Genomic DNA, 25,503 nt, shown 5'->3' on the forward strand with positions numbered 1-25,503 from the left:
CCGGGTCTTGACAATCATAATGACGATCGTCATTTACATCAATAGTTACGATCGTAATCAAAATGGTTCGGGGCTGGCACCCTCACAGGAGAAGCTCGTGAATACGACCAACACCAGGATCGCGCTTGTTACCGGCGCCTCATCAGGCATCGGCGAAGCCACAGCGGAGCGGCTCGCGAAAGCCGGCTACAAGGTCTACGGCACCAGCAGACGAGGCGCACAGGCCGGCAGGCGGTCGTTCGAGATGCTGGCCCTCGATGTGACCAGCGATGAATCCGTTGAAGCCGCCGTCGGCGAAGTGATGCAGCGCGAGGGCCGCATCGATCTGCTCGTGAACAACGCCGGCTTCGGTGTTGCCCCTGCCGGAGCGGAAGAGAGCTCGATGGATCAGGCTCGATCGATTTTCGACACGAATTTCTTCGGACTGGTAAGGATGACTCGCGCTGTCGTGCCTCACATGCGACGCCAAGGGAATGGTCGCATCATCAACATCGGCTCCGTGCTTGGCTTTCTACCGATGCCTTATGGCGCGCTCTATGCCGCGACCAAGCACGCCGTGGAAGGCTATTCGGAATCACTTGACCATGAGCTGCGCACGCGGGGCATCCGGGTCTCGGTCATCGAGCCAGCGTACACGAAGACGCCATTCGATGCGAACTTCATGGAGCCGGATGCCAAGCTCGATGAGTATCGCGAGTCTCGCGCGGGCGTCATCAAGCGGGTGAACGAGGTGATGGCAACGGCCGAGCTCCCTGCCGTCGTGGCCGAGACCGTTCTGAAGGCGGCGAGCGCGGCGCAGCCGAAAGTCCGGTATGCGGCAGGCAAGCTCGCGAACCGCCTGCGGCTCCTTCGCAGGTTTGCGCCAGCCGGTCTGGTGGACGCCGGGATTCGAAAGGATCTGCGGCTCGATGCGGTAGCCGCATCGCAGCCTGCCCGCACGGCGCGAGCCTTTTGACGGGATGCGGCCGGAACAAGCGTCAGCGTCGTATCGGTGGGTGAGCAGCGATCACCCGCCCTTGACCGCACCCGCCGTGAGTCCGGCCACGATCTGCCGCTGGGCGAATACCGTGAGCAGCAGCACCGGGAGAGTGACGATCAGCGCAGCGGCGGCGAGCGGTCCCCAGCTCAGCTGGTCGAACGAGATCATGTTGTAGACGGCGACGGGCAGGGTGCGGGTCTCGCGTCCGGCCAGCACGATGCCGAACACAAAATTGTTCCAGGAGAAGATCACCGCGAGGATGAAGGCGACCGCGATGCCGGGCTTTGCAATCGGCAGCGCGACGTGGCGGAACACCTGCCAGCGCGTGGCGCCGTCGATCAGCGCGGCTTCCTCCAGCTCCAGCGGCGTCGTCTCGAAATAGCCGATCATGATCCAGATCACGATCGGTACCGTCACCACGAGATGAATGATGATCTGCGGCACCAGCGTGCCGAGCAGTCCCAGCCACTGGAACAGCAGGAACAGCGGGATGAGGTAGGACAGGCCGGGCGTGATGCGGGCGATCAGGATCACGATCGCGGATTTATGCGCGGCCATGCGCGCGATGCCGTAACCGGCGGGGACGCCGACGATCAGCGCGAGCGCCGTCGCGCTCCCGGTCACGATCAGGCTGTTGAAGAAATAGGTCACGAATCGATTGGAGGCGACTACGTCGGCATAGTTCTTCCAGGCGAAATGCTCGGGGATGAAGACCGGCGGGTAGGCGGCGTTGTCGACCTCGAATTTGAGCGAGAGCGACACCATCCAGAGGAAGAACAGGATTGCCGGCGACACGATGACCAGTACCGCGAACCACAGGCTGATCTTGCCGATGATTTGCCTTGGGTTGATCTGACCTGGGGTCATGCGTCGCTCGCGATCTCGGTCCACAGCATGCGCTGGCGCGCGTAGAGCATCACCGCCGCAAGCAGGACAATCAGCAGGAAGAACACGACCGCGATCGCCGAGCCGTAGCCGAGGTCGTAATAAGAGAAGGCGACGCTGTAGAGATAGATGTTGATCGTCTCCGACGCCGAGCCCGGTCCGCCCTGGGTGATCGCGAAGATGATGTCAAAGCTCTTCACGGCGTCGATCATGCGGATCATGCCGGCGATGAACAGGAACGGCATGATCAGCGGCAGGGTGATGAAGCGGAACACCTGCCAGAGATTGGCGCCGTCGATCTGCGCGCTCTCGTAAGGCTCGGTCGGGATCGCGGCGAGGCCGCCGAGCACGATCAGCATCACCAGCGGCGTCCATTGCCAGGTCTCGACCAGCACCAGCGAGGGGATCACCGTTGCCGGGTGAAACACCCAGAGCTGCGGAGGGATGCCGACCAGCGACAGCAGATAGTTCAGCACGCCGAGCTGCGGGTGGAACATCATGGTCCAGACCAGTGCGATCGCCACGGGCGTTGCCATCATCGGCATGATGAAGACACCGCGCAGGAAGCCGCGTCCCGCGAATTTCTGGTGAAACACCACGGCCGCGAATGTGCCGAACACGAGCGGCAACACCACAGACAGCACGGTGTAGACCAGCGTATGTCCGATCGCCTCGATGAAGCGAGGATCGCTGGTCAGGCGCAGATAGTTGGAGAATCCGACGAAGGTGGTCGACGAGCCGACCTTCCACTCGTTCAGGCTCATCCAGATGGTGAAGACCCACGGGAAGATGATGATGGCGAGCACGACGACGAGCGCCGGCACCACGAACGGCCAATAGGACGGCGGCCGCAGTTCCTTCTCCGGCGCGGCAGCAGACTGTGCCGCGCCCGGAGTCGATTGTGTCAATGCACTCACGCCTTTTCGCTACGCTCCAGGATCGGCCGGAACTGATCGTTGGCCTTCTTCAGCTCAGTCGCGGGATCGGCGCCGGACAGGGTCGCGGTGATCGCCGCGCCGACGATGTCGCGGAATTCGGCGACCGGGATCACGACGGGAAGACCAAGTTTGCTGATCTTGCCGGAATCGATCACCGACTGCAGCCATTCCTTGGGCATCTTCACGCCCTTCTGGACCTCGGCATCGCCAAGGATCGAGTTGCGGAACGGGACACCACCGCCGGCCTGGAGCAGCCGGGCGCCCTGCTGCTTCGAGACGATCCATTGGCAGAGCAGATAGGCCGCTTCCTTGTTCTTGCTCGCCGCGGCAATACCGACGCCGTCGCCGTAGGTGGCCGAATACTGCCCCTTCGGTCCGGCCGGGACCACGGTGTAGCCGACCTTGCCGACCACGCGTGAGGCGGCCGGATCTTCCAGCGGCGGCGCCCAGCCGACGCCGTCGATCCACATCGCCGAACGTCCTTGCGTGAACGACGCCATCGACTCCATCCAGTTGAAGCCGGCCACGCCAGGAGGGGCAACTTTCGTCAGCAGCGTCTGGTAGAGCTTGGTCGCTTCGATGGCTTCGGGGCCGTCCGTCAGGATGTTGCCCTTGGCATCGAGGAATTCGCCGCCGTAGTCGAGGAAGAAGTTGGTCCACAACGTCATGTTGGCATTACGCAAGCCTCGCCCGACGAAGCCGAAGGTGCCTTCCTTGGTGTCGGTGAGCTTCTCCGCGGCCGCAACCATCTCATCGAGGGTCTTGGGGACGGCAACACCTTTCTTCTGGAACAGCTCCTTGTTGTAGTAGAGGATGAAATAGTCGACCGACCAGGGCAGCGACAGCATCTGGCCCTTGTCGTTCTTGGCGTATTGCAGGCCGGCAGCCGAGAAATCGCTCTCGACCAGGTCGGGCGCGGTCAGCGTCGGATCCTTCATGAATGGCGTCATGTCGGCGAGCCAGCCAGCCTTCTCGAACTGCCTCTTCTGCACGTGATAGCTGATATGGACCACGTCGAAGCTCGGCCGGCCCGAGGTGAGCTCGATGACGCATTTCTGGCGCTGCTGCTGCTCGGGAATCTGCTCGGCCTCGACCTGGATACCGGTGAGCTCGGTGAATTCCTTGACGTATTTTTGTAAGTTATCGCCGCGCGGTCCCTTGGCGAGGATCACCTCCAGCTTGGTCCCGGCATATTTCTTCCAGTTCACCTCGGCGCGCGCCGGCAATCCCGTCAGGCTGAGCGCGCCAGCTGCGGCAGTGCCAGTCAAAAGCGTACGGCGCGAGATTTTGTGGTCAGCCACTTTAGTTCCTCCCTGTGACTCAATTTGGGGGGATACTAGCGACCGTTCCACGCCTGCCTAGCCCTAATTTGGGCGTTACGGTCGCACCGCTGGCGTTTCTATCGGCATTCCGCGGGCCCGCGACATCAGATAGAGCTCAAGCGCGACCAGCTCGGGCGCGCCGTAGTCATAGGCCTGGGCGCGGACACCAGTCATGCAGCTGCGCAGGCGCCGCTCGAGCGATCCCAGCGTCTGCCATTCCAGCCGATAGAGCGGATAGCCGGTCGGCTGCGCCTGCGTGATCGGCGAGCCCGCGAGGCGCTTCTCAAAGTTGTCGTCGTGGCAATTGGTGCAGGCCAGGTTGAGCTGACCTTCGCGCTGCATGAAGAGATTGCGGCCTTGTTCGACGAAAGGTTTGAATTGTGGATCGTCGCCTGCCGTGATTGCGACGCCGCGCGATTGGTGGGCAACGAAGGCAGACAGCGCCAGGATGTCGCGGCTCTCGTAGGGTAGCGGTGCTGCCTGCTGATGATTGGCGCGGCAGAGGTTGATGCGCTGGTCGAGCGTGACGGGGCGCGCGAGCGCCTTGTCGAAGGCGGGATAGCGCGCCGCGACGCCCCTCATGCTGCTGCGCGCATCGCCGTGGCAGTCTGCGCACGCCTTGTCCGCGCTGCCCGCCTTCTTTGTCCACAGCGCCTCGCCGTCGAGCACGAACAGCATGCCCGGATTAGAGCTGTCGTCATCCTGCATGGCGCGGGTATCGGGGCCCATGAAGAAATAGCCGGAGCGGCTCGCATCGGGCGGGATCTCGCCGGCAAGCAGGGCAGGAGCCGTGGCGGCAAGCGCCGCCAGCAGTATCGCGCGCCATAAATTCATTCGACCGTGATCGATGCCGATGTGGTGGACGAATAGCCGTTGTCGCCGATCCATTCGAACTCGAACTTGCCGCTCTCCCTGGCGACCGTGAAGAAGGACAAATAGGGATTGGCGGCGATGGCCGGAAACAGATCGGCGCGGAAGATCTCGGTGCCGTTGTAGCGGCAGGTGAAGCTCGTGATGATGTCGCGCGGCACCAGCGCACCGTCCACGGTGTGGCGAAAGCCGGTTTCCATGATGTGCGAGGTCAGCGTGCGAATCTCGATGATGTCGCCGCGCTTGGCCTTTGCGGGGACGTTGATGAGGGCGGCCATCAGTTCACCTCCTCGGTGCAGGCGGCCAGCGTCACGACAATATCCGCTGTGACCTGCCAGAAGCTGCCGTCGGAGAGGCGGGCGATCGCGACCACCTTCTGGGTGTCGGCGAGCCGGATCCGCGTCGAGATCTGGGCGCGGCCGGAAGAAGGGCTCAGATAGAAATGACCTATGTTCGGCTGCGGGTTCTTCTCGTTGAAGACGTGGATGCTCTTGACGTAGTCGTCCGCCGTCATCGGGCTCGCGACGCTGACCGTCATCGGCACCGTGTTGCCGTTCTCGACCAGAGGCGGAATGTCGAGCTTGACCTTGCCGGTGCGAATTGGCGCCTCGCCGACGATGTTGCGGATGGCCGTGTTGAGCATCGCGGGCGTTGCTTCGACCGACCGTGGTGTAACGATTGGAATGACCGTGACACTGCCAGCCAGGGTTAGAAATTGTCGTCGCGTCGTTGGCATGACCAGTCCTAGTTCCGAAGTGTTGCAAGATAAGCCACGATGTCCTCGATCTCCGCGGCCGACAGTATCGGTTTGCCGGTGAAATTGCGTCCGACGCGGACGAGGCCGTCGTTGCGGTAATAGGACGGCATGATGGTGTCCGGGTTGAAGCGCGAGGCGTCCACCATCCGAAGCCGCAACTGGCTCACAGTCCAGCGGTTCCCCGCGCCGGTGAGATCAGGCGCGAGGTCGCCCTGAAACCGCGTTTCCGGGAACGGGCCGGAATGGCAGAGGATACAGGTCGTCGTGCGTGCCAGCACCAGCGCGCGCCCGCGCGCGGGATCGCCAGGCGAGCCAGTGAGCGATTCCGCGATGCCGTCGCCGACAATCTTGTAGGGCGCGAGTCCCTCGGCGCTCGTGTTGGAGACGAGCGCGAGGCTGGCGATCAGAGCAACGATGTGGACCGTCGATCTAGCCAAAAGTATCCGCCGTGATGGTTTGAAACCAGCGTTCCGCCTCGGCCGCCTCGCGGGCGCGCAGTTCACGCGGCGCATCGACCGGACTCGTCGCGCCGCCTTCGACCTCGGCGAAGATGTCGCCCCTCGGCTGGTAGTTGCCGGCGAGCGAGAAGCCGTAGCCGGGTGCGACGGTGTTGTAGCAGACGCCGGTCAGCCGTGGCGCCTCCGGCGTACGGCCGGCGAGCAGGTTGACGATGGCTGCAGCGCAGGCCTTGCCTTGTGCGTTTGCGGCCGATGCCGATTTGGGAACGCCGCCGCCGAGGCAGGCGTCGCCGATGACATGGACGTTTTTGACGAGCTTTGACTCGAAGGTCACAGGATCGATCGGGCACCAGCCGGTGGCGTCAGTTGCGCCCGCGATCTCGGCAATGTGCCCGGCGCGCTGCGGCGGGATGACGTTGGCGACGTCAGGCGTGTAGTTGCCGAACTCCGTGACGATGGTTTTGGTCGCGGGATCGACCGAGGTGACGCGGCCGCCTTGCGACAGGCCGATGCGCTCGATCATCTCGCCGTAAAGCTCCTTCCATGCCTTCTCGAACAGCCGCTGCTGCGGGAAATCGTCCTTGGCATCGAGGATCAGCACTTTCGAGCGCGGCTTCCGCGTCTTCAAATAATGCGCGATCAAGCTGGCGCGCTCGTAGGGCGCGGGCGGGCAGCGCGAGGGATTGGCGGGGATCGCGATGGCGACCGTGCCACCGTCGTCCATCGCCTCCAGCTGCCTGCGCAGCAGCAGCGTCTGCGCGCCGGCCTTCCAGGCGTGCGGCATCTTTTCAGATGCGGCTGCGGCCGCGTCATAGCCGGGCAGGGCATCGAAGTGAAAGTCGATGCCCGGCGATAGCACGAGGCGGTCATAGGGCAGCGCGACGCCATCGGCCGTCAGGACGCTGCGCAGCTGTGGCTCGATGGTGGTCACGGCCTGACCGATCACGGTGACGCCTTCGGCAGCTAGCCTGGCGTAGTCAAACTGCTGCGCTTCGATGTCGCGCAGGCCCGCGATGACCTCGTTGCTGAAGGGGCAGGAGGTGAAGACCGCATTGGGTTCGATCAGGATGACTTGCAAGTCTCCTTGCAAGTCTCCTCGCGCGCGCTTGAGCGCGCGGGCGCAGGCTGCTCCACCGAAGCCGCCCCCGACCACGACGACGCGGCCTGTCGATTGCGCGCGCAAGACCGATGGCCGCGCCAATGTCGCGGTTGCGGCGGTGATGCCGAGCACGGCAGTGCGCCGTGTCATCGGTCGCGTGGTCATGTGGATCATCCCGGCAAGTGCCGCGGCGGCCATAACGGCCGCCGCGGCTTCTCTTACGCGAAACTGATGTTCTGGTCGCGCAGCGGCACCGAGCGGATACGCTTGCCGGTCGCCGCGAAGTAGGCGTTGAGCACCGCAGGCGCCGCAACACCGATGGTCGGCTCGCCGACACCGCCCCAGAATCCGCCGCTCGGCACCATCACCGATTCCACCTTCGGCATCTCGTTGATCCGCATCGAGTTGAAGGTGTCGAAGTTGGTTTGCTCGATGCGGCCGTCCTTGACGGTGCAGCCGCCGTAGAACAGCGCCGAGAGGCCATAAACGAAGGAGCCCGCGATCTGCCGCTCCACCTGCGCCGGATTGACGACGTAGCCGGGATCGGTGGAGGCGACGATGCGAAGCACCTTGATCTTGCTGCCGTCCGTCACCGAGATTTCGGCGGCGCCGGCGACATAGCTGCCATAGCCCATCACCTGCGCGATGCCGCGATAGACGCCCTGCGGTGCCGGCGTTGTCCAGCCGATCTTCTCGGCCACGGCATTGAGCACCGCCAGATGCTTGGGATTCTTGCCCATCAGCTTGCGGCGGAATTCGAGCGGGTCCTGGCCTGCGGCATGGGCCAGCTCGTCCATGAAGCATTCCATGTAGATCGCGTTGTGATTGACGTTCACGCCGCGCCAGAAGCCGGGCGGAACATGCGGGTTGCGCATCGCATGCTCGATCAGCAGGTTCGGCACCGAATAGCCGAACGCGGCCTCGCCGGATTGGGCGACGCCCTGGAAGGCGGCCGGATCCATGCCGTTCTGCAACGCTTCGGGGCGCAACGAGAACAGGATCGACTGCCCGGACAGGCGGTAGTGCAGCGCGACCAGATTGTTGTCGGCATCGAACGCGCCGGTCATCTTGCACTGGGTGATCGGATGATACCTTCCGTGCGTCATGTCCTCTTCGCGCGACCATAACAGCTTGATCGGCGTGCCCGGCATCTGCTTGGCGATCGCGACGGCTTGGCGGACATAGTCCGTCATGCCGCGCCGGCCGAAGCCGCCGCCGAGCATCACCTTGTGCACGTCGCACTTCTCCGCCGGCAGGCCCGAGGCCTCCAGCACTGCGGCGAAGGCCGCCTCGCCATTCTGCGTGCCGCACCAGACATCGCATTTGTCCGCGGTGTAGAGCGCGGTGGCGTTCATCGGCTCCATCGTGGCGTGGTTCTGATAGGGATAGTTGTAGACGGCCTCGACCTTCGTCGCGGCGCCGGCAATGGCCGCCTTCACGTCACCGTTCTTGTTGCCGACATAGGCCGGCTGCGCGTCGTCGAGGCCCTCGGCCAGCCACTTCGCAATCGTCTCGCTCGAGACCTTTGCGTTGTCGCCCTCGTCCCAGACGATCGGTAGCGCTTCCAGCGCGGTCTTGGCGTGCCACCAGGTGTCGGCAACGACCGCGACCGCGGAATCGCCGACCTTGACGACCTTCTTGACGCCTTTCATGCCGTCGACCTTGGCTTCGTCGAAGCTCTTCACCTTGCCACCGAACACGGGGCAATCCTTGATCGCGGCGTTCAGCATGCCCGGCAGCTTGATGTCGATGCCGTAGACCATCGTGCCGGTGGTCTTGTCTGCGGTGTCGAGCCGTAGCAGGCCCTTGCCTACGATGGTCCAGTCCTTGGGATCCTTCAGCTTGACGTCGGCCGGCGGCGTCAGCTTCGCCGCGGCTTCGGCGACCTTGCCGTAGGTCGTCGTCTTGCCCGATGCCTTGTGCGAGATGACGCCCTTGGCGACGGTGCATTCGGCGGCCGGCACCTTCCACTCGTCGGCGGCGGCCTGGATCAGCATCACACGCGCGGTGGCGCCGCCCTTGCGGACATAGTCCTGCGAGCTCCGGATGCCGCGGCTGCCGCCGGTCGAGAAATCGCCCCAGACGCGCTTGCGGGCGACGCTCTGGCCGGGTGTCGGATATTCGGTCGTGACCTTCGACCAGTCGCATTCGAGCTCCTCGGCGACCAGCTGGGCGAGGCCGGTGAGCGAACCCTGGCCCATCTCGGAGCGGGCGATGCGGATCACCACGGTGTCGTCGGGCCTGACCACGACCCAGGCGTTGACCTCGGGCGAGCCGTCGGCTGCGCGGACCACGGCGGGACCGCCGAACGGGATATCAAGACCGATGGCGAGGCCCGTGCCGACAGCGGCGGTGCCGATGACGAAGGAGCGGCGGTTCATCTTGGGAGAAACATGCTTGTTCATGTGCCGGCTCCTCAGGCGCTTGCGATCGTGTGGATCGCTTCGCGCACCTGCTGGAAGGTGCCGCAGCGGCAGATATTGGTGATGGCCTCGTCGATGTCGGCGTCGGTCGGCTTCGGCTTCTCGTTCAGGAGCGCTGCCACAGCCATGATCATGCCGCTCTGGCAATAGCCGCACTGCGGAACGTCCTTGGCGATCCAGGCCTGCTGCACCTTGTGCAGCGTGCTGCCCGAGGCGAGCCCCTCGATCGTGGTGATTGCCTTGCCCTCGGCCTCGGCGACCGAGATCCCGCAAGAGCGGATGGCGACACCGTCCATGTGCACGGTGCAGGCGCCGCATTGTGCAATGCCGCAGCCATATTTGGTGCCGGTCAACCCGGCATTTTCGCGGATCGCCCAGAGCAGCGGGGTGTCCGGCTCGACGTCAAGCGTGAGGGTTTTTCCGTTGATTGTTAGGTTTGCCATCGCAAGTCCCCTGATTGGCCCATCCACCGATGGACTCAGGGGCCAATGTGTCCGGCAAGCTGGAACTGTTCAAATCAACACTCTGAGGGGTAAGCCATCAAGATTTCCGCGGTCGCGGGAAGATTATAGAGTGGCCGGTGTTATGCGCTCGCTGAAAAAGCCATCGTGGCGCCCAATTCAAGCCATCTCCCTGGACGCCAGGAATACGGCCTAAGGCGACGTCGGGCCGCGATGCGAAAGCGACAGTTTGACGCTCTTGTTCGGGTGCAAGACGCCAACGCTCTGATACACTGGTGCGAAGCAAAAGGAGTTCCATGAACGTGCCGAGTCCCTGCAACGTGCTGATGCTCTATCCGCTGTTCTCGGCAGAGTCCTTCTGGAGCTTTGGCGAATCCTGCAAGGTGCTGGGCGTCAAGCGCCCAGCCGCCCCTCTGGGCCTGATCACCGTCGCGGCAATGTTGCCCGAAAGCTGGACGGTCCGGCTGATCGATTGCAATACGGCGCCCTTCGGCGACGAGGATCTCGCCTGGGCCGACGTCGTCTTCACCGGTGGAATGCTGCCGCAGCAGGCCGACACGCTGCGTTTGATCGAGCTCTGCCGCGCGGCGGGCAAGCCGGTGGTGGTCGGCGGCCCCGATCCCACCTCGAGCCCCCACATCTATGAGAGGGCCGACATCCGGGTGCTCGGCGAGGCCGAAAGCGTCATCGATGAGTTCATCGCGGCCTGGGAGGGTGGGGCGCGTTCCGGCACTTTCACCGCGCCGAAATTCCAGGCCGACGTCACCAAGACGCCGGTGCCGCGGTTCGACCTGCTTAAGTTCGAGGACTATCTCTATCTCGGTGTGCAGTATTCGCGCGGCTGTCCGTTCACCTGCGAGTTCTGCGACATCATCGAGCTCTACGGCCGCGTGCCGCGGACCAAGACGAACGAGCAGATCCTGGCCGAGCTCGAGACGCTCTACCGGATGGGCTACCGGGGACATCTCGACTTCGTCGATGACAATTTCATCGGCAACAAGAAGTCGCTGCGGCTGTTCTTGCCCCAACTGGCCGAATGGCAGCGCGCCCATGGCTACCCGTTCGAACTCTCCACGGAAGCCTCGGTCAACCTGGCCGACGATCAGGAGCTGCTCGATCTGATGGGGGCGGCCAATTTCTTCGGCATCTTCGTCGGCATCGAGAGTCCGGATCCCGCCACCCTGGTTGCGATGCGCAAGAAGCAGAACACGCGGCGCAACATCGCCGAGAGCATCCACAAGATCTACGCGGCCGGCATGCTCGTCACTGCGGGATTCATCGTCGGCTTCGACAACGAGAAGGTCTCGATGGCGGAGGCCATGATCGAGTTCATCGAGGAGGCTGCGATTCCCGTCAGCATGGTCGGCCTGCTCTATGCCTTGCCGAACACGCAGCTCACACGCCGGCTCGAGCGCGAAGGCCGGCTGCATCCGGGCCACGACGTGGCGCCGACCATCGGCGCCGATCAGTGCACGGCCGGGATCAACTTCGATCCGGTGCGGCCGTTGCGCGACATCCTGATGGACTACAAGAAGGTGCTGGAGCACATCTACAGCCCGGCCGCCTATGCAGGCCGTATTGATCGCCTGATGACGCTGCTCGACCGTTCAAGGCAGCGCTCCGAGCTTGCCGTGGGAGACATTCGCGCCAGGATCGGGGCGATGGAGACGGTGCACAAGGTAGTCACCGCCCTTCCCGAGGCACGCGGGCCGCTGTGGCAGACCTTCATGAATTGCGCCAAGCGCGACACCTCGTCGGCGCGGATCGCGGTGCAGATGATCGCGGCCTATGCGCATCTCGGACCGTTCTCGCGCAAGGTCATCGATGCCATCGACGCGCGCCTCGCCGCGCTGGATGAGCAAATGCCGGTTCCGGTCGTTGCTGATGGCGCCACCGTGGCGCGAAATCTGGCCTGACATCCCTCCCAAATTCAGGGCTGCGATTGTGAGCCTCTCGCTTGACAGCGAGACAACCTGGAGGCGATCGTCCTCAGGTTAACACCGGGCCGCCATCGATTGCGGCGACGCCCGCTAATTTCCGAGCCTGTCAGCCATATTGCGACGAGAATAGCTTTAGCGGAGTGCGGCATGTCCAGGAAGGTGATCGGCTGGTCGATCGCGGCGATCGTCGCGATCTTTCTGCTCTTGAACTATCTGCCCTCGTTCGTCGCCGACTCCCTCTACAAGAATGTCGACGATATCACCGATGGGGAGATGCCCGCCACCATCACCTCCTTCGAATCGGGACCGGAGGTCGTCAGCACGATCGGCGGCAGCGGCGAGGGACTGAACTGCAGCCTTCCCGCGGTGACCAACATCTTCTTCGATGGAAGCAGGGACGACAAGGGCAGGCGCCACCTCGTCCTGCAGCGCTTCCGACAGGCCTGCGTCTTCCACGATCTCTGCTATCGCCACGGCCTCGCCACCTACGGCTATAACCAGAACGATTGCGATCGCATCCTGCAAAATGCGGCGTTCCGGCTCTGCACTTATATCCGCAATGGCAGCGGGACCGGAAGCGCGACGCGCTGCCAGACCGATTCGAAGATGGTCCTGGCAGGCGTCAGCATGGGCGGATACAACGCCTTTCGCGGCTGGGATCGATCGACCTATTTCGAATTCGAATCCGATCCGTTCCGCTCTGACGGCTTCCAGGCCAGCCGTGTCGTGGATCATCCGTTCAAGGCTGCCGATCCCGCCAAATATCGCAACGAGCCGGATCAGGTCATCCTGTCCTTCGAGAACGTGCGATCAGACATCGCCGTCACCTGCATGACCTGCGGAAAGCTGCCTGTGTTCGAGTACACGCAGGATCCGAACGAGGTCGACGCCGAGCTGCGTTTGGTGGGCGTGACCAAGCTTCCGGAGGCGCTGCTCAAGCGCGAGCCGATGCTGTCGGAAACCGTCCCGATCTGGCTGCCGCCGCGCCGCCATCATGCGGCACCGCATTTGCTGGTCGACAGCAGGGGCAAGGATCATCTGATCTGGATGAGCCGGAACAATCCGCAGGACACCATGTCCTGCATCGTCGGCGCCGACGCCGCGCGGCTTCTCACCAATACGCTGCCGCGGCGGGATCTGTGCTCAAAGGACGCCGAGTCGTTGCTGACCATGGTGGAGGTCGACATGTTCGCGACCTCTCCGCTGCCGATGGAAATTCCAGGCGCGCCGGAGCCCATCTACGCGACGGCCATCAGTCCGCAGAAGACGGTCGACAACGATCTCAGCTTCTGCTCGCGTTCGGCATCCAGGCCGGTCGAACAATCCGGCAATGACGACCGGTCCAGATGCATCCACTTCACCGGAGAAGCTGTCAACACGGGCGCGGCGCTCGGCGCATTCCAGAATTTTCCGGTCATTCGTGCCGGACAGCAGATCGTCTTCGCGCGGGACGTCGACCAGCGGACGAGCTCGCCGCTGACGGCGATCTGGCAGCGCGCCTTCGGCGATACCTTTTCACCGGGTGGCGCGCTGCTCGTGATCGACGTCGCGCCGCCGGCCACGCCCAAGGGACCCGCCGCGGCCAAGCTGAAGAAGATCGTCCGGTTCAATATCGACGATCGCTTCGACCCGATGATGCCGATCACGCGCAAGGTCGACGATCTGCGCTTCCTCAGCCTGGAGGCATCGAAGGAGACCGTGCGCCTCCGCATGATCGATTTCGCCAGGGACAACCCGGCTCTCGGCAACGTGCGATTGACGATGGGCAGCGGCGACGTGGAGCTGGATCGCTCCTGGGCCGCAAGACCCCTGATGGTGCTGGAGACCAGGGACGTTCAACCCAGGACCAGGCTGGTGTTTTCACGCGGTGAAATCGCGATCGATCCCGGCAAGCCGGTCTCGCCGGATGCGACGACGGAAGCACTGACATTGCAGACCCTGGTGTTCGAGCGCGACGCGGCGGCGCCTTCGGATGCGCCGTTCGTGAAATCGGCCGGCGCGGCTTGCAGGATCACCTATGAGTTCGCACCCGGTCATACCGACTGGCCGTGCTATCGCGCCTTCGATCCCGATCGTTCGATGCGGGCCTCGCCGGCGGCGCGGATGCAGGCGTCGCAGATGCTGGTCGGGCATTTCTCGCAAGGCGGCGGACACGGCATCGCGTTTCCCGATGCCTGCCTGAAATCGGAGCCGGTCGTTCTGACGCCGCAGGGCGGCTCGTATAAGCCCCTGAGCGACACCGCGGGTTGGGACAATCCACCAAAGCTGCGGCGGACGATCACATGCGAGCCGCTCGACGCGGCAGCGATCGTGAGCCGACCGATCGCGCAGAAGGCGCCGTGAGAGCCGGCCTACTTCACCGCCAACCGCAAAAAGCTCATCACGCTGCCGAGTGCGGCAAAGCCCGCGCCTAACGCCAGGGCCACGGTCGCGCCGTTGTGGCCGGCGAGCGCAAAGCACGCTGCGGCAAGCGCTGCGCCGGTCGTCTGCCCCGTCAGGCGCGCGGTGGCGACGATGCCCGAAGCGCTGCCGCCGCGGTGTGGCGGCGCGCTTGACATGATCGCCTTCATGTTCGGCGCCTGGAAGAAGCCGAACCCCATGCCGCAGATCATGATCCGCCAGACGATATCGGGAATGCCCGGGCTCGCCGGAAGCAGCGCGAGCAGCGCCATGCCGAGACCGAGCAGGACGAGGCCGATGCCGCCCAACAGGCCGACCGGATGGCGATCGGAGAGGCGTCCCGCGATCGGCGCCATGATGCCGACTACCAGCGGCCACGGCGTCATGAAGAAACCGGTCTCGACCTGCGAGCGTCCGAGCACGTCCTCGAAATAGAACGGCAGCGAGACGAAGGCGAGGCCCTGCACCGCGAAGGAGCAGACGGCGGTCGCCGCCGACAGCGCGAACATCGGCCGGCTGAACAGGTCGATCGGCAGCATCGGCGCGGGATGGCCGGCGTGGCGGCGCGTCAGGATGAAGCCGAGCGCGAGCGCCGTGACCAGCTCGACTGCGACGATAGCAGGCGACAGATTATGCGCGGCGCTGCCGATGCCCGTGATGAACAGGCCGAGGCAGATGGCGGCGAGAAGTGCGCCGAGGAAATCAAAACCGTGATCGGCGCGCGGCGTCTTCGGCAGCATCGCAAAGCCGATGCCGGTTGCGACGAGGCCGAACGGGATGTTGACCGCGAACAGCCACGGCCACGGACCGACCGCGAGGATCGCGGAGGCGATCGAGGGGCCGAAGGTGAAGGCGGTGGCGACCACCAGCGCGTTGTGGCCGAAGCCGCGGCCCTGCATCCGGCCGGGATAGACGAAGCGCACCAGCGCGGTGTTGACGCTCATGATGCCGCTCGCACCCAGGCCCTGCAGGGTGCGCGCGACCAGCAGACTGTCCAGCGACCAGGCGACGGCGCAGAGGAGCGAGGCGATGGTGAACAGCACGAGGCCGCCGAGATAGATGCGCTGGTGCCCGACGATCTCGCCGAGCGCACCGAGCGGCAGCAGCGTCGCCACCAGCGCGATCTGGTAGACGTTGACCACCCAGACCGACTGCTCCGGGCTGACATGCAAATCGGCGGCGATGGCGGGCAGCGCGATGTTGGCGATCGCGGTGTCGAGCGAGGCCATCGCCAGCGCAGTGAAGATCGCGGCAATCGCCCAGCGGCGCTGCTCGGCCGGCAGGCCATCGGCAACGGGATGATCGGGCGCGCGCGCAGCGGCAGGTAACGTGATTGTCATTGCCTTGCGCGTTCTCCGACAGCGGGGCTCGAATGGTCTTTCCGGCATGTACTACGCCCGAGGCTGCTGCCACAGGCATATGCTTGCATGCATTGTATGCGCGAAGGTCGGGCGATGACCCTGCGCGATCGCCTCCAGCTCAATCTGCCGCTGGAGGGGCGCGCGCTTTTCTGTTTTTTCTTTCGCGTCCGAACCGAAAAGCTCGAAAACAACCCCATGCACAGTAGAAAGCCCCCTGAGCGACAAGGGCTTTTTGAGGCGGTGTCGCCGCGACCCCTGGCGCTCCGCCGAAGTTGACACGTCGGGCAAAACACCGGCACGATGTCATCATCGCGGTCGATCGGGCCGCGTGCGCTTGGACGCGCATAGCGCTTCCCGTTTCACGCGAAGATCGAGTGTAATGGGATAGATCTGGGCGCTACGGACGAGGACGTCGACGTCAAATACCGGAAGGCCACCGTCAAGACCAACCTGCTCGGGGAATTGACGGTGATCGTTTCCGGCGGCGAACACTCAATCAGGCTCGAGACCGGCCTGACATCAAGCCAGATTCAGAAAATCAGGCGTCTGTCGTGGTTGAAGGTTCTGGCCGCGCCGGCCGCGTCCTGACCTGACATCTTCATGCCTCATCGAAGCGGGCGAAGCTGAATACAGATTGCCAGCCAAGCGCTCTTAGCGCTCGCGTTCCCAAGTAAGGCTTCCTACCACTCTCTTTCCGGGCAAAACGGAGCTGACCTGTTCAGCTGTTCGAATGGTCAGCTGGTCACCTTCCAGCTTGAAAAAATCGCACTTGGTCCTGTCCGGTGAGAAGCTCATTCGCCGATATATCCACTTTGGTTGTAAACTTGTCTCCTTCGACCGTAAATTTTCCGGAGTAAGCAAGGAGCGACTTCAGAAGGGCTGCCGACTCGTCATTGGTTGTTGCCGGTTTGCGATTTGCGGCCACGGTGACGAACGTCACGTATCCGTCCGCCGCGAAGATCGCCCTGCGTTTGGGATTGGGACCGAAGGGTTCAGCAGCCTCTCCACCGATAATCTGAATTGTCCATGAGCTTAGCTTCCAACTACCTGCGAGTTGCCCCAACGTATCCTCCGCAAGGGCAAATCCAGCTTGAAAACAGAGGCATACAAAAGCAGCTGCAAACACGCGGAGAAGTACCATGTCTTGCTCCATCTCAGCAGATAACCGGGTGCATTCAAACAATGGTCGATTCATAAAACTCATTGGACGCCGCTTCCCTCGCTGCGACCTCCTCAGGTTCTCCAGGCGCCAGTGCGCAGAGCACGGCGCCTGCTGGCGGCATTGGAAGACCGACGAGAACCGCTCGCAGGATAGCGAGGCCACAATAGATCAAGAGAACAACAAGGCAGCAAGCGTATCTGCCGGGGTGTTAGCTACAGCCCCCGTAACGTCCTATCGCTTTCATCTTGATCTCGCCCGGCACAACGTCAATCAGAAATCCTTCGAGCCCGACAAGTCCGAGGACGAGTACGAAACGGCGCTGATTGATCTCATCGACCGGAAGCGCCGGCCTATCCCATTCCGGCAGCCTATCCCGCCGACCTCACCGAAACATGCGATCGGCAATCGAGTTACCCGCCATCATTTCCAAGAGCGATTTTGAAGCGGCCGAGGCCGACCTAGAACTTCGGAACCGCAGCGACACCACCTCGTACCGTCACCGGTCCGGTGTTGCTTTGAATCCATCATCCATCAAATGCTCATCTTTCAGCCGAACGTAGGCCTTTACCACGCATACCGCACCACGCCCTTGCCGGCATAGGAGCGCGTCACGTTGGAGAACTCGCCCTCGAAAGTAGCGGCGGCCGACCAGCCGTCCAGCCATTTCGTCTCGGCGGCGACCGTGGTCACCGCGGAGTCGCTGGCCTGTCGCGCGCCGTTGACAACGAAGGCGGCGCCCGGCAGCGCCTGGAACACCGCGCCCACGCTGCGGTCCGGGTTGAAATCGTGCGCCCAGGCAAGACGGCCGCGCAGCGTCAGCACGGCATTCTCCATGGCGAACGACCTGTCGCTGCGAAAGCCGAGCTCGCTGCGGGTATCGGTCACGCTCTTGGCCGCATAGGCCAGTGCGAACGCGCCGCCGTCGGACACCACGCTTTCGGCGTAGCTCGGCAGGCCGAAATTCGTGACCTGCGCGGCGGCATAAGGCGTAATGCCCATCCACGGTGTCACATAGCGATAGCCGCCCTCGAGGCGGCCCGCAAACGTGTTGGCATTGAATTCCGCGCGCAGATGATCGATGCCTGCCGCGGTGACGATGCGGTCAGTGGTCACATCCTGCCAGCCATAGGCAAGTGCAGCCGAGAGATACGCCGGGCCGACAGTATGACGCAGGAAGACGCCGGCCTGGAACAGGTCGGAGCGACCCCAACCGAGGCCACCGACAGAAAAGCTGGTGCCGCCGCCGGCCAGCGCCATGCCTGCGATGGTGCTGGCTGAGAAGCGGTAATCCAGACCGACAGCGGTGCCATAGATGCTGCTGCTGGCATTGTTCGAGCCTAGCGCCGCATTGCCGTCGGTCGCTTGCGAGCCGCCGTAGCCGGCCGCCCAGACGTTCCAGCGGTGATCGAAATCGAATCCACGCGGCGGCGCCTTTGCATAGATCGCAGTCAGCGCATCGCGCGGATTCTTGTCCGGCTTCGCCGCATAACCCAGCGAGCCTGACTGTTCCGCGAATGGCGTCACGCGAGTGCCGCTGCCGGCACCGTCGCGACCGGCGATGAAGGGGTCGGTCAACAATCCCAGAAATAAGTTCATCGCATTGAAGGTCGTCTGCTGCGCTCCAGTTGCGGATTCGCCCGAGGCTTGCGTCAGGCCGTTCGGCGACAGGGAGGCATAGGCTGCGGCGATGCCGCCATTGGTGTTGAAGAAGTTTGCCAGGGCGTTGGCGACATTGGTCTGGTTGATGTTGAGCTTGTTCCTGGCGCTGTAATCCAGCGTGAAGTTCAGATAGGCATTGTTGGAGTCGTAACTCAGGCTGGCGGACGCACCCGCGGGTAGGCCCAGCGTCGCGACATCGGTGAAGGACCCGCTGACGCCCCCGGCCGCTGTGAGGATGGTGTACTTCTTCGCTAAAGTGGTGCCGGCGGCCACGCTGACGCCAACCGATCCGTCGAGTGTCGAAGTGCCGGTCACGCTGGCCAAGCTCGAGTTCGTCGCGTTGAGGCTGACCAGATATAGCGCGCCGGACTGGAAAGCGAGATTGCCAGCGACGGTCATCGAACTCCCCGCCGTGCCATTGCCGGGGGCGAACGTTCCGCCGCTCGCCACAGTGGTGTTGCCCAGGGTACCTGTTCCGCCAAGGGTGGCACCCGAGTTGACCGTACTCATTGCGGCATCGGCGAGCGATCCATTCACGATCAGCTTGCCGCCTGCGACGACCACCTCCGCCGAGGGGGCGATGGTCCCGCTACCCGGCTGGAACACGACCGTGCCGGTATCCGTCAGCGAGCCGAACTGCGCGGTTGCTCCACTTGCGATGGAGGCAGGTCCGGTAAGCATGACCTGCGTTCCGGCGGCTGCGGTCAAAGAGCTGAGCGCGCCCGCAGAAAACGTGATGCTATTCGCGAATGTCCCGTTGAAGTTGGTGCGAAGCGAGCCGCCTGAGAGCGCAACCGGCGCCGTACCCAACGCGCCTCCATTGTCGACCTGTAGCACGCCCCCCGGGCCCGCCGTCGCACTGCTGGTGGAGGCGATCGATCCGCTTACTTCCAGTGCGCCGCCATTCACCGCGGTTGCTCCCGTATAGGTGTTGATACCCGACAGGATCAGGGTGCCGGCTCCGACCTTCACCAGTGAGCCGCCGGCACCACCGCCTGCGCCTCCATCTGAAATGACCCCGCTGACGACAGTCGAGAGGTCGTTGCCGCCGACAATGAGCTGGTTCGCGCCAAGAAAATAGGTGCCTGCACCCTCGATTGAGCCAGCAGTCATGCCGCCTGTCGCCAGCCCTGACATGTCGAGGAAGCCATTCGCATTGGTAATGAGGCGCGCGGTGCCACCAGTGGCGCTGTCACCAAAGCCGGTGACGCTACCGGCATTGGTGATGATAATGGCGGCGCCAGCCGTGCTGTTATTTCTGAATACGAGGAAGTCGTGATCGTCGAAAACGGCGTTGTTGACGATGGTGGCGTTGCCGGCGGTGCTGCTGGCGCCGAACCGAATAATCCCAACGTTGTTGGTGATGGTCGCATTACCGGCTGTGGTGCTGTCTCCAAAATCGATTTCTGCGCCAAAGGTGGTGCCGTTGTTCGCAATGGTGGCATTGCCTGCGCTTGCGGTATTGGTGAATACGATCTGTCCGGTACCAACGTTGGAGATTGTCGCGCTGCCGGCCGTGCTGTTGGTGATGCCGGAACCGCCGTCGATGCCGAACTCCACGATGCCGGAGTTGGTGATCCGGGCGTTGCCAGCGGTGCTCGAATCCCGGAACAAGATGCTGCCGCTGCTCGTGTTGGTGATGCTGGCATCGCCTCCCGAGGCGCTGTGCGCCAAATGCATGTCGGTGCTATTGGTAATATGCGAATTGCCGCCCGTGCTGTGGTCGTCAAGGAACAAGGAACTACCGGCTGTAAATGTGGCGTTGCCAGCCGTGCTGTGGTCAAAAAAGCCTGCGGAAACGTTGATGGTGGCAGTTCCAGCTGTGCTTGTTTGGAAGAAATCCACGCCACCGTTTAGCGTGGCGCTACCGGCCGTGGTGCCGGCACCAAGGAAGTCGATGGCATTTGCGAATGTAGCGCTGCCCCCGCTGATAACGATGCCGGCGCCATTGAATGTCAGCAGACCGCCGCCACTGAAGTTGTAGTTCGAGGCGCCCCCATTGAAGGTGAAGCCACCTACCGTGTTGTCGCCACGAAAGATATTGAGGGGGTACTCGTAGCCCCGAAGAAAGCCGTGCCCGTTGGCACGGCGGCCGGGGTCCAGTTCGCCGCGGTATTGAAGCTGCCCGAGCCCGGATTGGACAGCCAGGTGGCGTCCTGTGCTCGCGCGTTGCTCGCAGCGAGACACATCCCGGCAAGCAGCGCCGCGGCGGCCTGACGCCGGCGCCTGCCGGCTGGGCTCGCCGCCGACGCAGTACTGATCAGCCTAAATACTGCCACGGGGAGCGCTATCATGGTTACTTGAGCTGCCCTGATCGGTATCCGATCAGCACGTGGGCGAGATCTGATCAGATTTGGTAACCCCTGGGAGGCGCCAGACATTCGCGTTCTCAGCTCCAAAACGCCGCCGATTGTGATCGGCCGGCTAGACCCGCGCGAAACAGAACCCATGCGCGTGCATCCGCGAAGCGAACGTGGCGCGGGATCGCGTACCCGCGCATCAGCCGTTCGGTTGAAGCCGATGCAATACCGGTCTTTAGCTACCGCTTTAGCTACCGCTTTCTGGGTCAAGTGTTGCCGAACTGCATCTCCGGCCGCGACGCCAGTTTCGCTGAACAAAACAACGAAGAAGGGTGGCCGGCAGGCAGCACTACGAAGTGCGGTTTGAGGCGAAGGAGACCGGAAAGTCCGCACCGGCGGTGAAAAAGGCCGTCAAAAAGGTCGGCAACGCGCGCAAGCGCGTCTAGAAACGACTGGGCCCCTGATCGGAGAGCCGGGTCGGCCTCGAGGTCCGGCGCCGTCCTTCTAATCAGGAGGGCATTCCGGGCAGGTATCACCGATCAAGTTCAGCACGTCGCGAACTTCGCCGCTGGCGCGTCAGGGGAGACACCGGCTGTCGAATCTTCGCGGGCGATATTGAAGGCTCGCTTTCGGGCATGCAGCAGTTTTTCCTGCATGATCTGGTTCTGAGCTCGGCACTCCGGAAAAATGTTTTGCCACGTCGGGAAAACTCAGCAGAACTGCTGCATCGTCGCGCATCTTAAAAAACCACCCATGATGCTGCCATCGGGCGCATCGACGCGATGACTGGCCAAAATCTTGACGATTGAAGTTACGTGGGCTCGCCAGCAGCGAATGATCGCCTGCGCGTTGCCGGACCGCCCGCCATGCGCGTGCCCCAGGAGATCGACGTGAACACGGCTCCAGACCGCAACGATGCGACGGCACTAGCCGCAACCGAGCAACCAAGGCTGCCGCCGCCCCGCGGAAGCGACTTATACGGCTGCCCACGCCGTAAGCGATAGTCTTCCGATGTCGGCGACTGCCAAGCGTTCAAGCGCCAGGCCAGGAGTCGCGTCGCCGCTGTGTGCCTCAAGGTGTGCAGTGTGACGTTTCCTGCGTTAGGATCCAGGCGGGCGAGGCGCACTCCTGTCACCAAGCCAGCCTTGATCGACGCCACTGCCGTTCCACTCGACAAAGTGCCTGTTCGCTGTGCCGTCTGGCAAGTTGCCACGATACTGGCGCACCAAATCTGGGCTGGCCTGCGATATTCCACGCCTGTACAACGCTCAACCAAGGCGCGAGGCAATCGACTCGCGCCATACACACGCTCAAAGCCATCAGGTCTCAGAGCATATGGGTGTCCCACAGGTCGGTTGATGCGATTGCCCGCATCAATATCGCAGTCAGTCCAACGAGCGGTGTCGGGAATGGTCGATCCGGAATTTTTGTCGCAGTTGATCGGCGATATCTACGACGCAGCACTCGACTCCAGCTTATGGGTAGGCGTTCTCGAGCAGGCGACGCAATTCATCGGCGGAACTGCGGCTGGAATCTACTGGAAGGACATCACCGTTCAGGGTGAACTTCACTACGTATACAATGTTGAACCGTCCAGCGTGGACGCGTACTTCAAGAAATATATCCGCTTCGATCCGAGTTTGACGGCCCAATTCTTTTTCAAAGTTGGGGAGATCTACAACACGACCAACGTTTTGCCTTATGATGAGTTCGTCGAGACGACCTTCTACAAGGAGTGGGTCAAGCCGAATGGGTGGGCCGATCATTTGGCTGCCACGCTCGACAAGTCCGCAACGAGCTTCGCTCAGTTCGGAGTCTTCCGAAACGAGCGCCAAGGGCTTGCCGACGACGATATGCGGCAGCGCATGCATCTATTGGTTCCCCACATGCGCCGCGCGGTGTCGATCGGCAATGTCATCGACCTTCAAAAGGAAAAGGCCGGAAGTCTGTCAGATGCGCTCAACGGGCTCGATGCCGGCGTTTTTCTGTTGGACAAGCACGGTCATATCGCATTCTCCAACATAGCCGCGCAGGCGCTGCTCGACGATGCGACGATCTTGCGAACCGTCAACAATAATTTGAGTGCTGTGGACCCACATGCGGCGCAGCTATTGCGCAATGTTCTCGCCGCCGCGAGCGGTGGCGATGGCGCTGTCGGCGTGGATGGTGTTGCCATTCCGCTGTCTAGTAAGCTTGGCCAGAATTGGGTCGCCGATATACTGCCGCTGACGTCGGGCGCGCGGCGTCAAATCGGGGGCCGACACTCTGCGGTCGCTGCCGTCTTCGTCCGAAAGGTATCAATGGCGGCGCCCTATCCGATCGAAGTGGCGGTGCGACAATTCCGACTCACGCCGAGCGAAGTGCGGGTACTTGATGCGGTGCTCAAGGTCAGCGGAGTACCTAAGATGGCGGAGACGCTTGGCATCAGCGAGGCCACCGTGAAAACTCATCTCCAGAATATCTTTGGAAAGACCGGCGTGCGCCGTCAGGCGGACTTGATCAAGCTCATTGCGGCAGATGCCCGGCCGTTTGCCGGATAAGAGCACACTCATGTCATCCACGAGCCGCGCGAGCTGCCGGTGGTGCCCGCATGAAGCGTCAGGTAGGCAACGTTATTGGGTCCGCCGGATCAGGCCAACCCCAGTCCGCCATCGATGCTGATCACCTGGCCGGTTATCCAACCCGAGGCAGGCCCGGCGAGTTGGACGATCCACTCGGCGATATCGTCGGGTACCCCGCGGCGGCCGAGCGGTATGCTGGCGCGCTCCTGTTCTTCGACCGCCGCGGCTTGTTGGGCCGACAATCCCATCATGCCGGTCAGCGCACCCGTCTCGGTTGGCCCTGGCGCGACGGCGTTCACCCTGATGCCGAATGGCGCCAGCTCCAGTGCCCAGCACCGCGTCAAATGCTCCACGGCGGCCTTGCTGGCTGCGTAGTGAGACAGTCCGGCCGCCGCCTTGTGCCCAAAGGTGCTGGAGACGTTGACGATCGTGCCGCCTGTGGCCTTGAGATGAGGAAGCGCGGCCGATGCGAGCAGACTTGGACCGACCACGTTGACGGAGAAAATATCCGCGATGCGATCGGCGGTCACATCGGCTAGCGACAGAATGGCGCCTGCGCCGGCATTGTTGACCAGCGCATCGAGGCGCCCCCATGTGTCGACCGCCTTGGCAATCGTACGCTTGGCATCTTCGGCGGAAGCAGCATCCGCCGCCATCCCCGCGATATTCGCGTGTTGCAGCATCGTCTCCTGGATCAGGCTCGCGCGGCGGCCGGTGACGAGCACGTGGTAGCCCTGTTTCGCGAAGCGCAACGCCGCTGCCCGACCGATACCTGAACTGCCGCCTGTCACGACGACGACTTTTTGATCTTGCATGTTCCACTCTCCGGTGCGGCGGCCGCACCGCCTGGTTGGATTGAAGGCGAGCTTGTCGGTCACCGCGCTCCGTTACGGTTCTCGGTGACCGGCAGTTGTGAGGGTCTTGAACCGGAGCGCGCACCCACTCATGAGCACGTGCCCCGGCTCGGTCTCGCTGAGTTGCAATCAGTAGTCCCAGAACACCGGCACCCAACGGAAGGCATCGCCGGCGACTGCGACATGGCCGACGGATGGGAACGGCATATGCGTGGCCACCAGCAGCTCGCCGGTCTTGGCAATCTCGCGCAGGAGGCGGATACGAACGCGCGCCGCCTCTTCCGGATCGTGCTCGAAGCCGTTGTGCCACTCGGGCTGCTCAAACCCGACAGCAAACACGGCGTCGCCGGCGAATGTCAGGGCGTCGCCGCCGGACGCCACGCGAACCACGCTGTGTCCGGGGGTGTGACCGCCGGTGCGACGGACGACGACGCCCGGTGCGACCTCGTGCTCGTCGACGAACGGCCGGATTTGGCTGCCGTACTCCTTCGCGAACCGCTTGGCGGCCGCGCGAAGCGCATCCGGGAATCCCTGCGGCATGTTGGTGTGGGTGAAATCGGGCGCCTCCCAGAACTTGAGCTCGGCCGCCGCGACGTGGATGCGCAGATCCTTGCGCAGCCGCTGCTTCACGCCGTCGACGAGCAGCCCGCCGACATGGTCCATGTGCATGTGGGTCAGCACCAGGTCGGTCACCGACGCAAGATCGATCCCGGCGGCCTCCAGTCGCTTGATCAACTGCCCGGCCCTGGGCAAGTGCAGGTCCGGATCGGAGCCAAGTCCGGCGTCGATCAGGATGGTCTTGTCGCCGCTTCGCACCATCACCGCATTCAGTGCCCAGTCGAAAGCGTCCGGCGGCAGGAACATGCCATCCAGCCAGGCTGCCCGGACGGCGGGGTCGGCGTTGTGCGCCAGCATGGTGGTCGGCAGCGGCAGCACGCCGTCGCTGACGACCAGCACGTCGATCTCACCGATCCGCACCGCATAGCGCGACGGGACGAGCTCTTCGGGTTTCGATGTCGCGGGGGAGGATGTGTTGTGCAGATTCATTTTAGTCTCCTGTTGAGCGTTGTGGAT

At 63.1% G+C, this 25,503-nt stretch carries 20 protein-coding genes and 1 pseudogene; 6 read left to right on the plus strand and 15 right to left on the minus strand.

All coding sequences use genetic code 11. The annotated features are described in order from the left end of the window. Nucleotides 1-19 precede the first annotated feature (19 nt). The gene (locus ABIC09_RS12360; RefSeq protein WP_502917664.1) at nucleotides 20-955 is read left to right on the plus strand and encodes an oxidoreductase; all 936 of its coding nucleotides are present in this window, start codon (nucleotides 20-22) and stop codon (nucleotides 953-955) included. Between the two features lie 51 nt (nucleotides 956-1,006). Here the strand turns inward: ABIC09_RS12360 and ABIC09_RS12365 are convergent, their stop codons facing one another. The 10 genes from ABIC09_RS12365 to ABIC09_RS12410 form a co-directional block, all read right to left on the minus strand. Beyond that, nucleotides 1,007-1,846, minus strand: a complete 840-nt coding sequence (locus ABIC09_RS12365) for a carbohydrate ABC transporter permease (protein WP_502917665.1) — start codon at nucleotides 1,844-1,846, stop codon at nucleotides 1,007-1,009. Next, nucleotides 1,843-2,781 (minus strand): carbohydrate ABC transporter permease, encoded by a 939-nt coding sequence (locus ABIC09_RS12370; protein WP_354109422.1) that lies wholly within the window; start codon nucleotides 2,779-2,781, stop codon nucleotides 1,843-1,845. The genes ABIC09_RS12365 and ABIC09_RS12370 overlap by 4 nt, the downstream gene beginning before the upstream one ends. Beyond that, nucleotides 2,778-4,103 (minus strand): ABC transporter substrate-binding protein, encoded by a 1,326-nt coding sequence (locus ABIC09_RS12375; protein ID WP_354086313.1) that lies wholly within the window; start codon nucleotides 4,101-4,103, stop codon nucleotides 2,778-2,780. Before ABIC09_RS12375 ends, ABIC09_RS12370 begins: the two co-directional genes overlap by 4 nt. A gap of 75 nt (nucleotides 4,104-4,178) precedes the next feature. Then, nucleotides 4,179-4,958: a sulfur oxidation c-type cytochrome SoxA gene (gene soxA / locus ABIC09_RS12380; RefSeq protein WP_354109423.1), complete on the minus strand. Its 780-nt coding sequence runs from the start codon at nucleotides 4,956-4,958 to the stop codon at nucleotides 4,179-4,181. After that, a complete protein-coding gene (soxZ, locus tag ABIC09_RS12385) occupies nucleotides 4,955-5,272 on the minus strand; it encodes a thiosulfate oxidation carrier complex protein SoxZ (protein ID WP_354109424.1) in 318 nt (105 codons plus the stop codon). The genes soxA and soxZ overlap by 4 nt, the downstream gene beginning before the upstream one ends. Beyond that, nucleotides 5,272-5,730, minus strand: coding sequence for a SoxY-related AACIE arm protein (locus ABIC09_RS12390; RefSeq protein ID WP_354109425.1), 459 nt, complete (start codon nucleotides 5,728-5,730; stop codon nucleotides 5,272-5,274). Before ABIC09_RS12390 ends, soxZ begins: the two co-directional genes overlap by 1 nt. A gap of 8 nt (nucleotides 5,731-5,738) precedes the next feature. After that, the gene (gene soxX / locus ABIC09_RS12395) at nucleotides 5,739-6,188 is read right to left on the minus strand and encodes a sulfur oxidation c-type cytochrome SoxX (protein WP_148752410.1); all 450 of its coding nucleotides are present in this window, start codon (nucleotides 6,186-6,188) and stop codon (nucleotides 5,739-5,741) included. Continuing rightward, nucleotides 6,181-7,482: an FCSD flavin-binding domain-containing protein gene (locus ABIC09_RS12400; protein WP_354109501.1), complete on the minus strand. Its 1,302-nt coding sequence runs from the start codon at nucleotides 7,480-7,482 to the stop codon at nucleotides 6,181-6,183. The genes soxX and ABIC09_RS12400 overlap by 8 nt, the downstream gene beginning before the upstream one ends. 44 nt (nucleotides 7,483-7,526) lie before the next feature. Then, complete coding sequence (locus ABIC09_RS12405) at nucleotides 7,527-9,713, minus strand: xanthine dehydrogenase family protein molybdopterin-binding subunit (RefSeq protein ID WP_354109426.1); 2,187 nt, start codon at nucleotides 9,711-9,713, stop codon at nucleotides 7,527-7,529. An 11-nt stretch (nucleotides 9,714-9,724) separates the two neighbouring features. Continuing rightward, a complete protein-coding gene (locus ABIC09_RS12410; protein WP_354086316.1) occupies nucleotides 9,725-10,174 on the minus strand; it encodes a (2Fe-2S)-binding protein in 450 nt (149 codons plus the stop codon). 314 nt (nucleotides 10,175-10,488) lie between these two features. On the opposite strand from ABIC09_RS12410, the gene ABIC09_RS12415 reads away from it, so the two are divergent. Next, the gene (locus ABIC09_RS12415) at nucleotides 10,489-12,108 is read left to right on the plus strand and encodes a B12-binding domain-containing radical SAM protein (RefSeq protein ID WP_354109427.1); all 1,620 of its coding nucleotides are present in this window, start codon (nucleotides 10,489-10,491) and stop codon (nucleotides 12,106-12,108) included. A gap of 171 nt (nucleotides 12,109-12,279) precedes the next feature. Further along, complete coding sequence (locus ABIC09_RS12420; RefSeq protein WP_354109428.1) at nucleotides 12,280-14,475, plus strand: hypothetical protein; 2,196 nt, start codon at nucleotides 12,280-12,282, stop codon at nucleotides 14,473-14,475. An 8-nt stretch (nucleotides 14,476-14,483) separates the two neighbouring features. On the opposite strand, the gene ABIC09_RS12425 is transcribed toward ABIC09_RS12420, so the two are convergent. Both ABIC09_RS12425 and ABIC09_RS12430 read right to left on the minus strand, forming a co-directional pair. Further along, nucleotides 14,484-15,872, minus strand: coding sequence for an MFS transporter (locus ABIC09_RS12425; RefSeq protein ID WP_354109429.1), 1,389 nt, complete (start codon nucleotides 15,870-15,872; stop codon nucleotides 14,484-14,486). A 763-nt stretch (nucleotides 15,873-16,635) separates the two neighbouring features. Next, nucleotides 16,636-17,034 (minus strand): lipocalin-like domain-containing protein, encoded by a 399-nt coding sequence (locus ABIC09_RS12430; RefSeq protein WP_354109430.1) that lies wholly within the window; start codon nucleotides 17,032-17,034, stop codon nucleotides 16,636-16,638. 265 nt (nucleotides 17,035-17,299) lie between these two features. On the opposite strand from ABIC09_RS12430, the pseudogene ABIC09_RS12435 reads away from it, so the two are divergent. Continuing rightward, nucleotides 17,300-17,401, plus strand: a pseudogene (locus ABIC09_RS12435) (non-homologous end joining protein Ku); the annotation flags it as partial. 218 nt (nucleotides 17,402-17,619) lie between these two features. On the opposite strand, the gene ABIC09_RS12440 reads toward ABIC09_RS12435, so the two are convergent. Continuing rightward, on the minus strand, nucleotides 17,620-20,901 hold the full coding sequence (locus ABIC09_RS12440) for an autotransporter outer membrane beta-barrel domain-containing protein (protein WP_354109431.1): 3,282 nt from the start codon (nucleotides 20,899-20,901) through the stop codon (nucleotides 17,620-17,622). 445 nt (nucleotides 20,902-21,346) lie between these two features. Here ABIC09_RS12440 and ABIC09_RS12445 point away from each other — a divergent pair, with 445 nt between their 5' ends. Together ABIC09_RS12445 and ABIC09_RS12450 are read left to right on the plus strand one after the other, a co-directional pair. Further along, complete coding sequence (locus tag ABIC09_RS12445; RefSeq protein WP_502916848.1) at nucleotides 21,347-21,460, plus strand: DUF3606 domain-containing protein; 114 nt, start codon at nucleotides 21,347-21,349, stop codon at nucleotides 21,458-21,460. Between the two features lie 963 nt (nucleotides 21,461-22,423). Continuing rightward, complete coding sequence (locus ABIC09_RS12450; RefSeq protein ID WP_354109432.1) at nucleotides 22,424-23,554, plus strand: helix-turn-helix transcriptional regulator; 1,131 nt, start codon at nucleotides 22,424-22,426, stop codon at nucleotides 23,552-23,554. An 89-nt stretch (nucleotides 23,555-23,643) separates the two neighbouring features. On the opposite strand, the gene ABIC09_RS12455 is transcribed toward ABIC09_RS12450, so the two are convergent. Both ABIC09_RS12455 and ABIC09_RS12460 read right to left on the minus strand, forming a co-directional pair. Beyond that, complete coding sequence (locus ABIC09_RS12455) at nucleotides 23,644-24,453, minus strand: SDR family NAD(P)-dependent oxidoreductase (protein ID WP_354109433.1); 810 nt, start codon at nucleotides 24,451-24,453, stop codon at nucleotides 23,644-23,646. 105 nt (nucleotides 24,454-24,558) lie between these two features. Then, nucleotides 24,559-25,476 (minus strand): MBL fold metallo-hydrolase, encoded by a 918-nt coding sequence (locus ABIC09_RS12460; RefSeq protein ID WP_354086323.1) that lies wholly within the window; start codon nucleotides 25,474-25,476, stop codon nucleotides 24,559-24,561. Nucleotides 25,477-25,503 lie beyond the last annotated feature (27 nt).

Source organism: Bradyrhizobium sp. S3.12.5 (genome assembly GCF_040548225.1).
GTDB classification, from domain to species: Bacteria; Pseudomonadota; Alphaproteobacteria; order Rhizobiales; family Xanthobacteraceae; genus Bradyrhizobium; species Bradyrhizobium cytisi.

Coding starts and splice junctions, on each gene's coding strand:
- ABIC09_RS12360 (WP_502917664.1), top strand. CDS start 20: ATGACGATCGTCATTTACATCAATAGTTACGATCGTAATCAAAATGGT.
- ABIC09_RS12365 (WP_502917665.1), bottom strand. CDS start 1,846: ATGACCCCAGGTCAGATCAACCCAAGGCAAATCATCGGCAAGATCAGC.
- soxA (WP_354109423.1), bottom strand. CDS start 4,958: ATGAATTTATGGCGCGCGATACTGCTGGCGGCGCTTGCCGCCACGGCT.
- soxZ (WP_354109424.1), bottom strand. CDS start 5,272: ATGGCCGCCCTCATCAACGTCCCCGCAAAGGCCAAGCGCGGCGACATC.
- ABIC09_RS12390 (WP_354109425.1), bottom strand. CDS start 5,730: ATGCCAACGACGCGACGACAATTTCTAACCCTGGCTGGCAGTGTCACG.
- ABIC09_RS12400 (WP_354109501.1), bottom strand. CDS start 7,482: ATGATCCACATGACCACGCGACCGATGACACGGCGCACTGCCGTGCTC.
- ABIC09_RS12405 (WP_354109426.1), bottom strand. CDS start 9,713: ATGAACAAGCATGTTTCTCCCAAGATGAACCGCCGCTCCTTCGTCATC.
- ABIC09_RS12410 (WP_354086316.1), bottom strand. CDS start 10,174: ATGGCAAACCTAACAATCAACGGAAAAACCCTCACGCTTGACGTCGAG.
- ABIC09_RS12415 (WP_354109427.1), top strand. CDS start 10,489: ATGAACGTGCCGAGTCCCTGCAACGTGCTGATGCTCTATCCGCTGTTC.
- ABIC09_RS12420 (WP_354109428.1), top strand. CDS start 12,280: ATGTCCAGGAAGGTGATCGGCTGGTCGATCGCGGCGATCGTCGCGATC.
- ABIC09_RS12425 (WP_354109429.1), bottom strand. CDS start 15,872: ATGACAATCACGTTACCTGCCGCTGCGCGCGCGCCCGATCATCCCGTT.
- ABIC09_RS12430 (WP_354109430.1), bottom strand. CDS start 17,034: ATGGTACTTCTCCGCGTGTTTGCAGCTGCTTTTGTATGCCTCTGTTTT.
- ABIC09_RS12450 (WP_354109432.1), top strand. CDS start 22,424: ATGGTCGATCCGGAATTTTTGTCGCAGTTGATCGGCGATATCTACGAC.
- ABIC09_RS12460 (WP_354086323.1), bottom strand. CDS start 25,476: ATGAATCTGCACAACACATCCTCCCCCGCGACATCGAAACCCGAAGAG.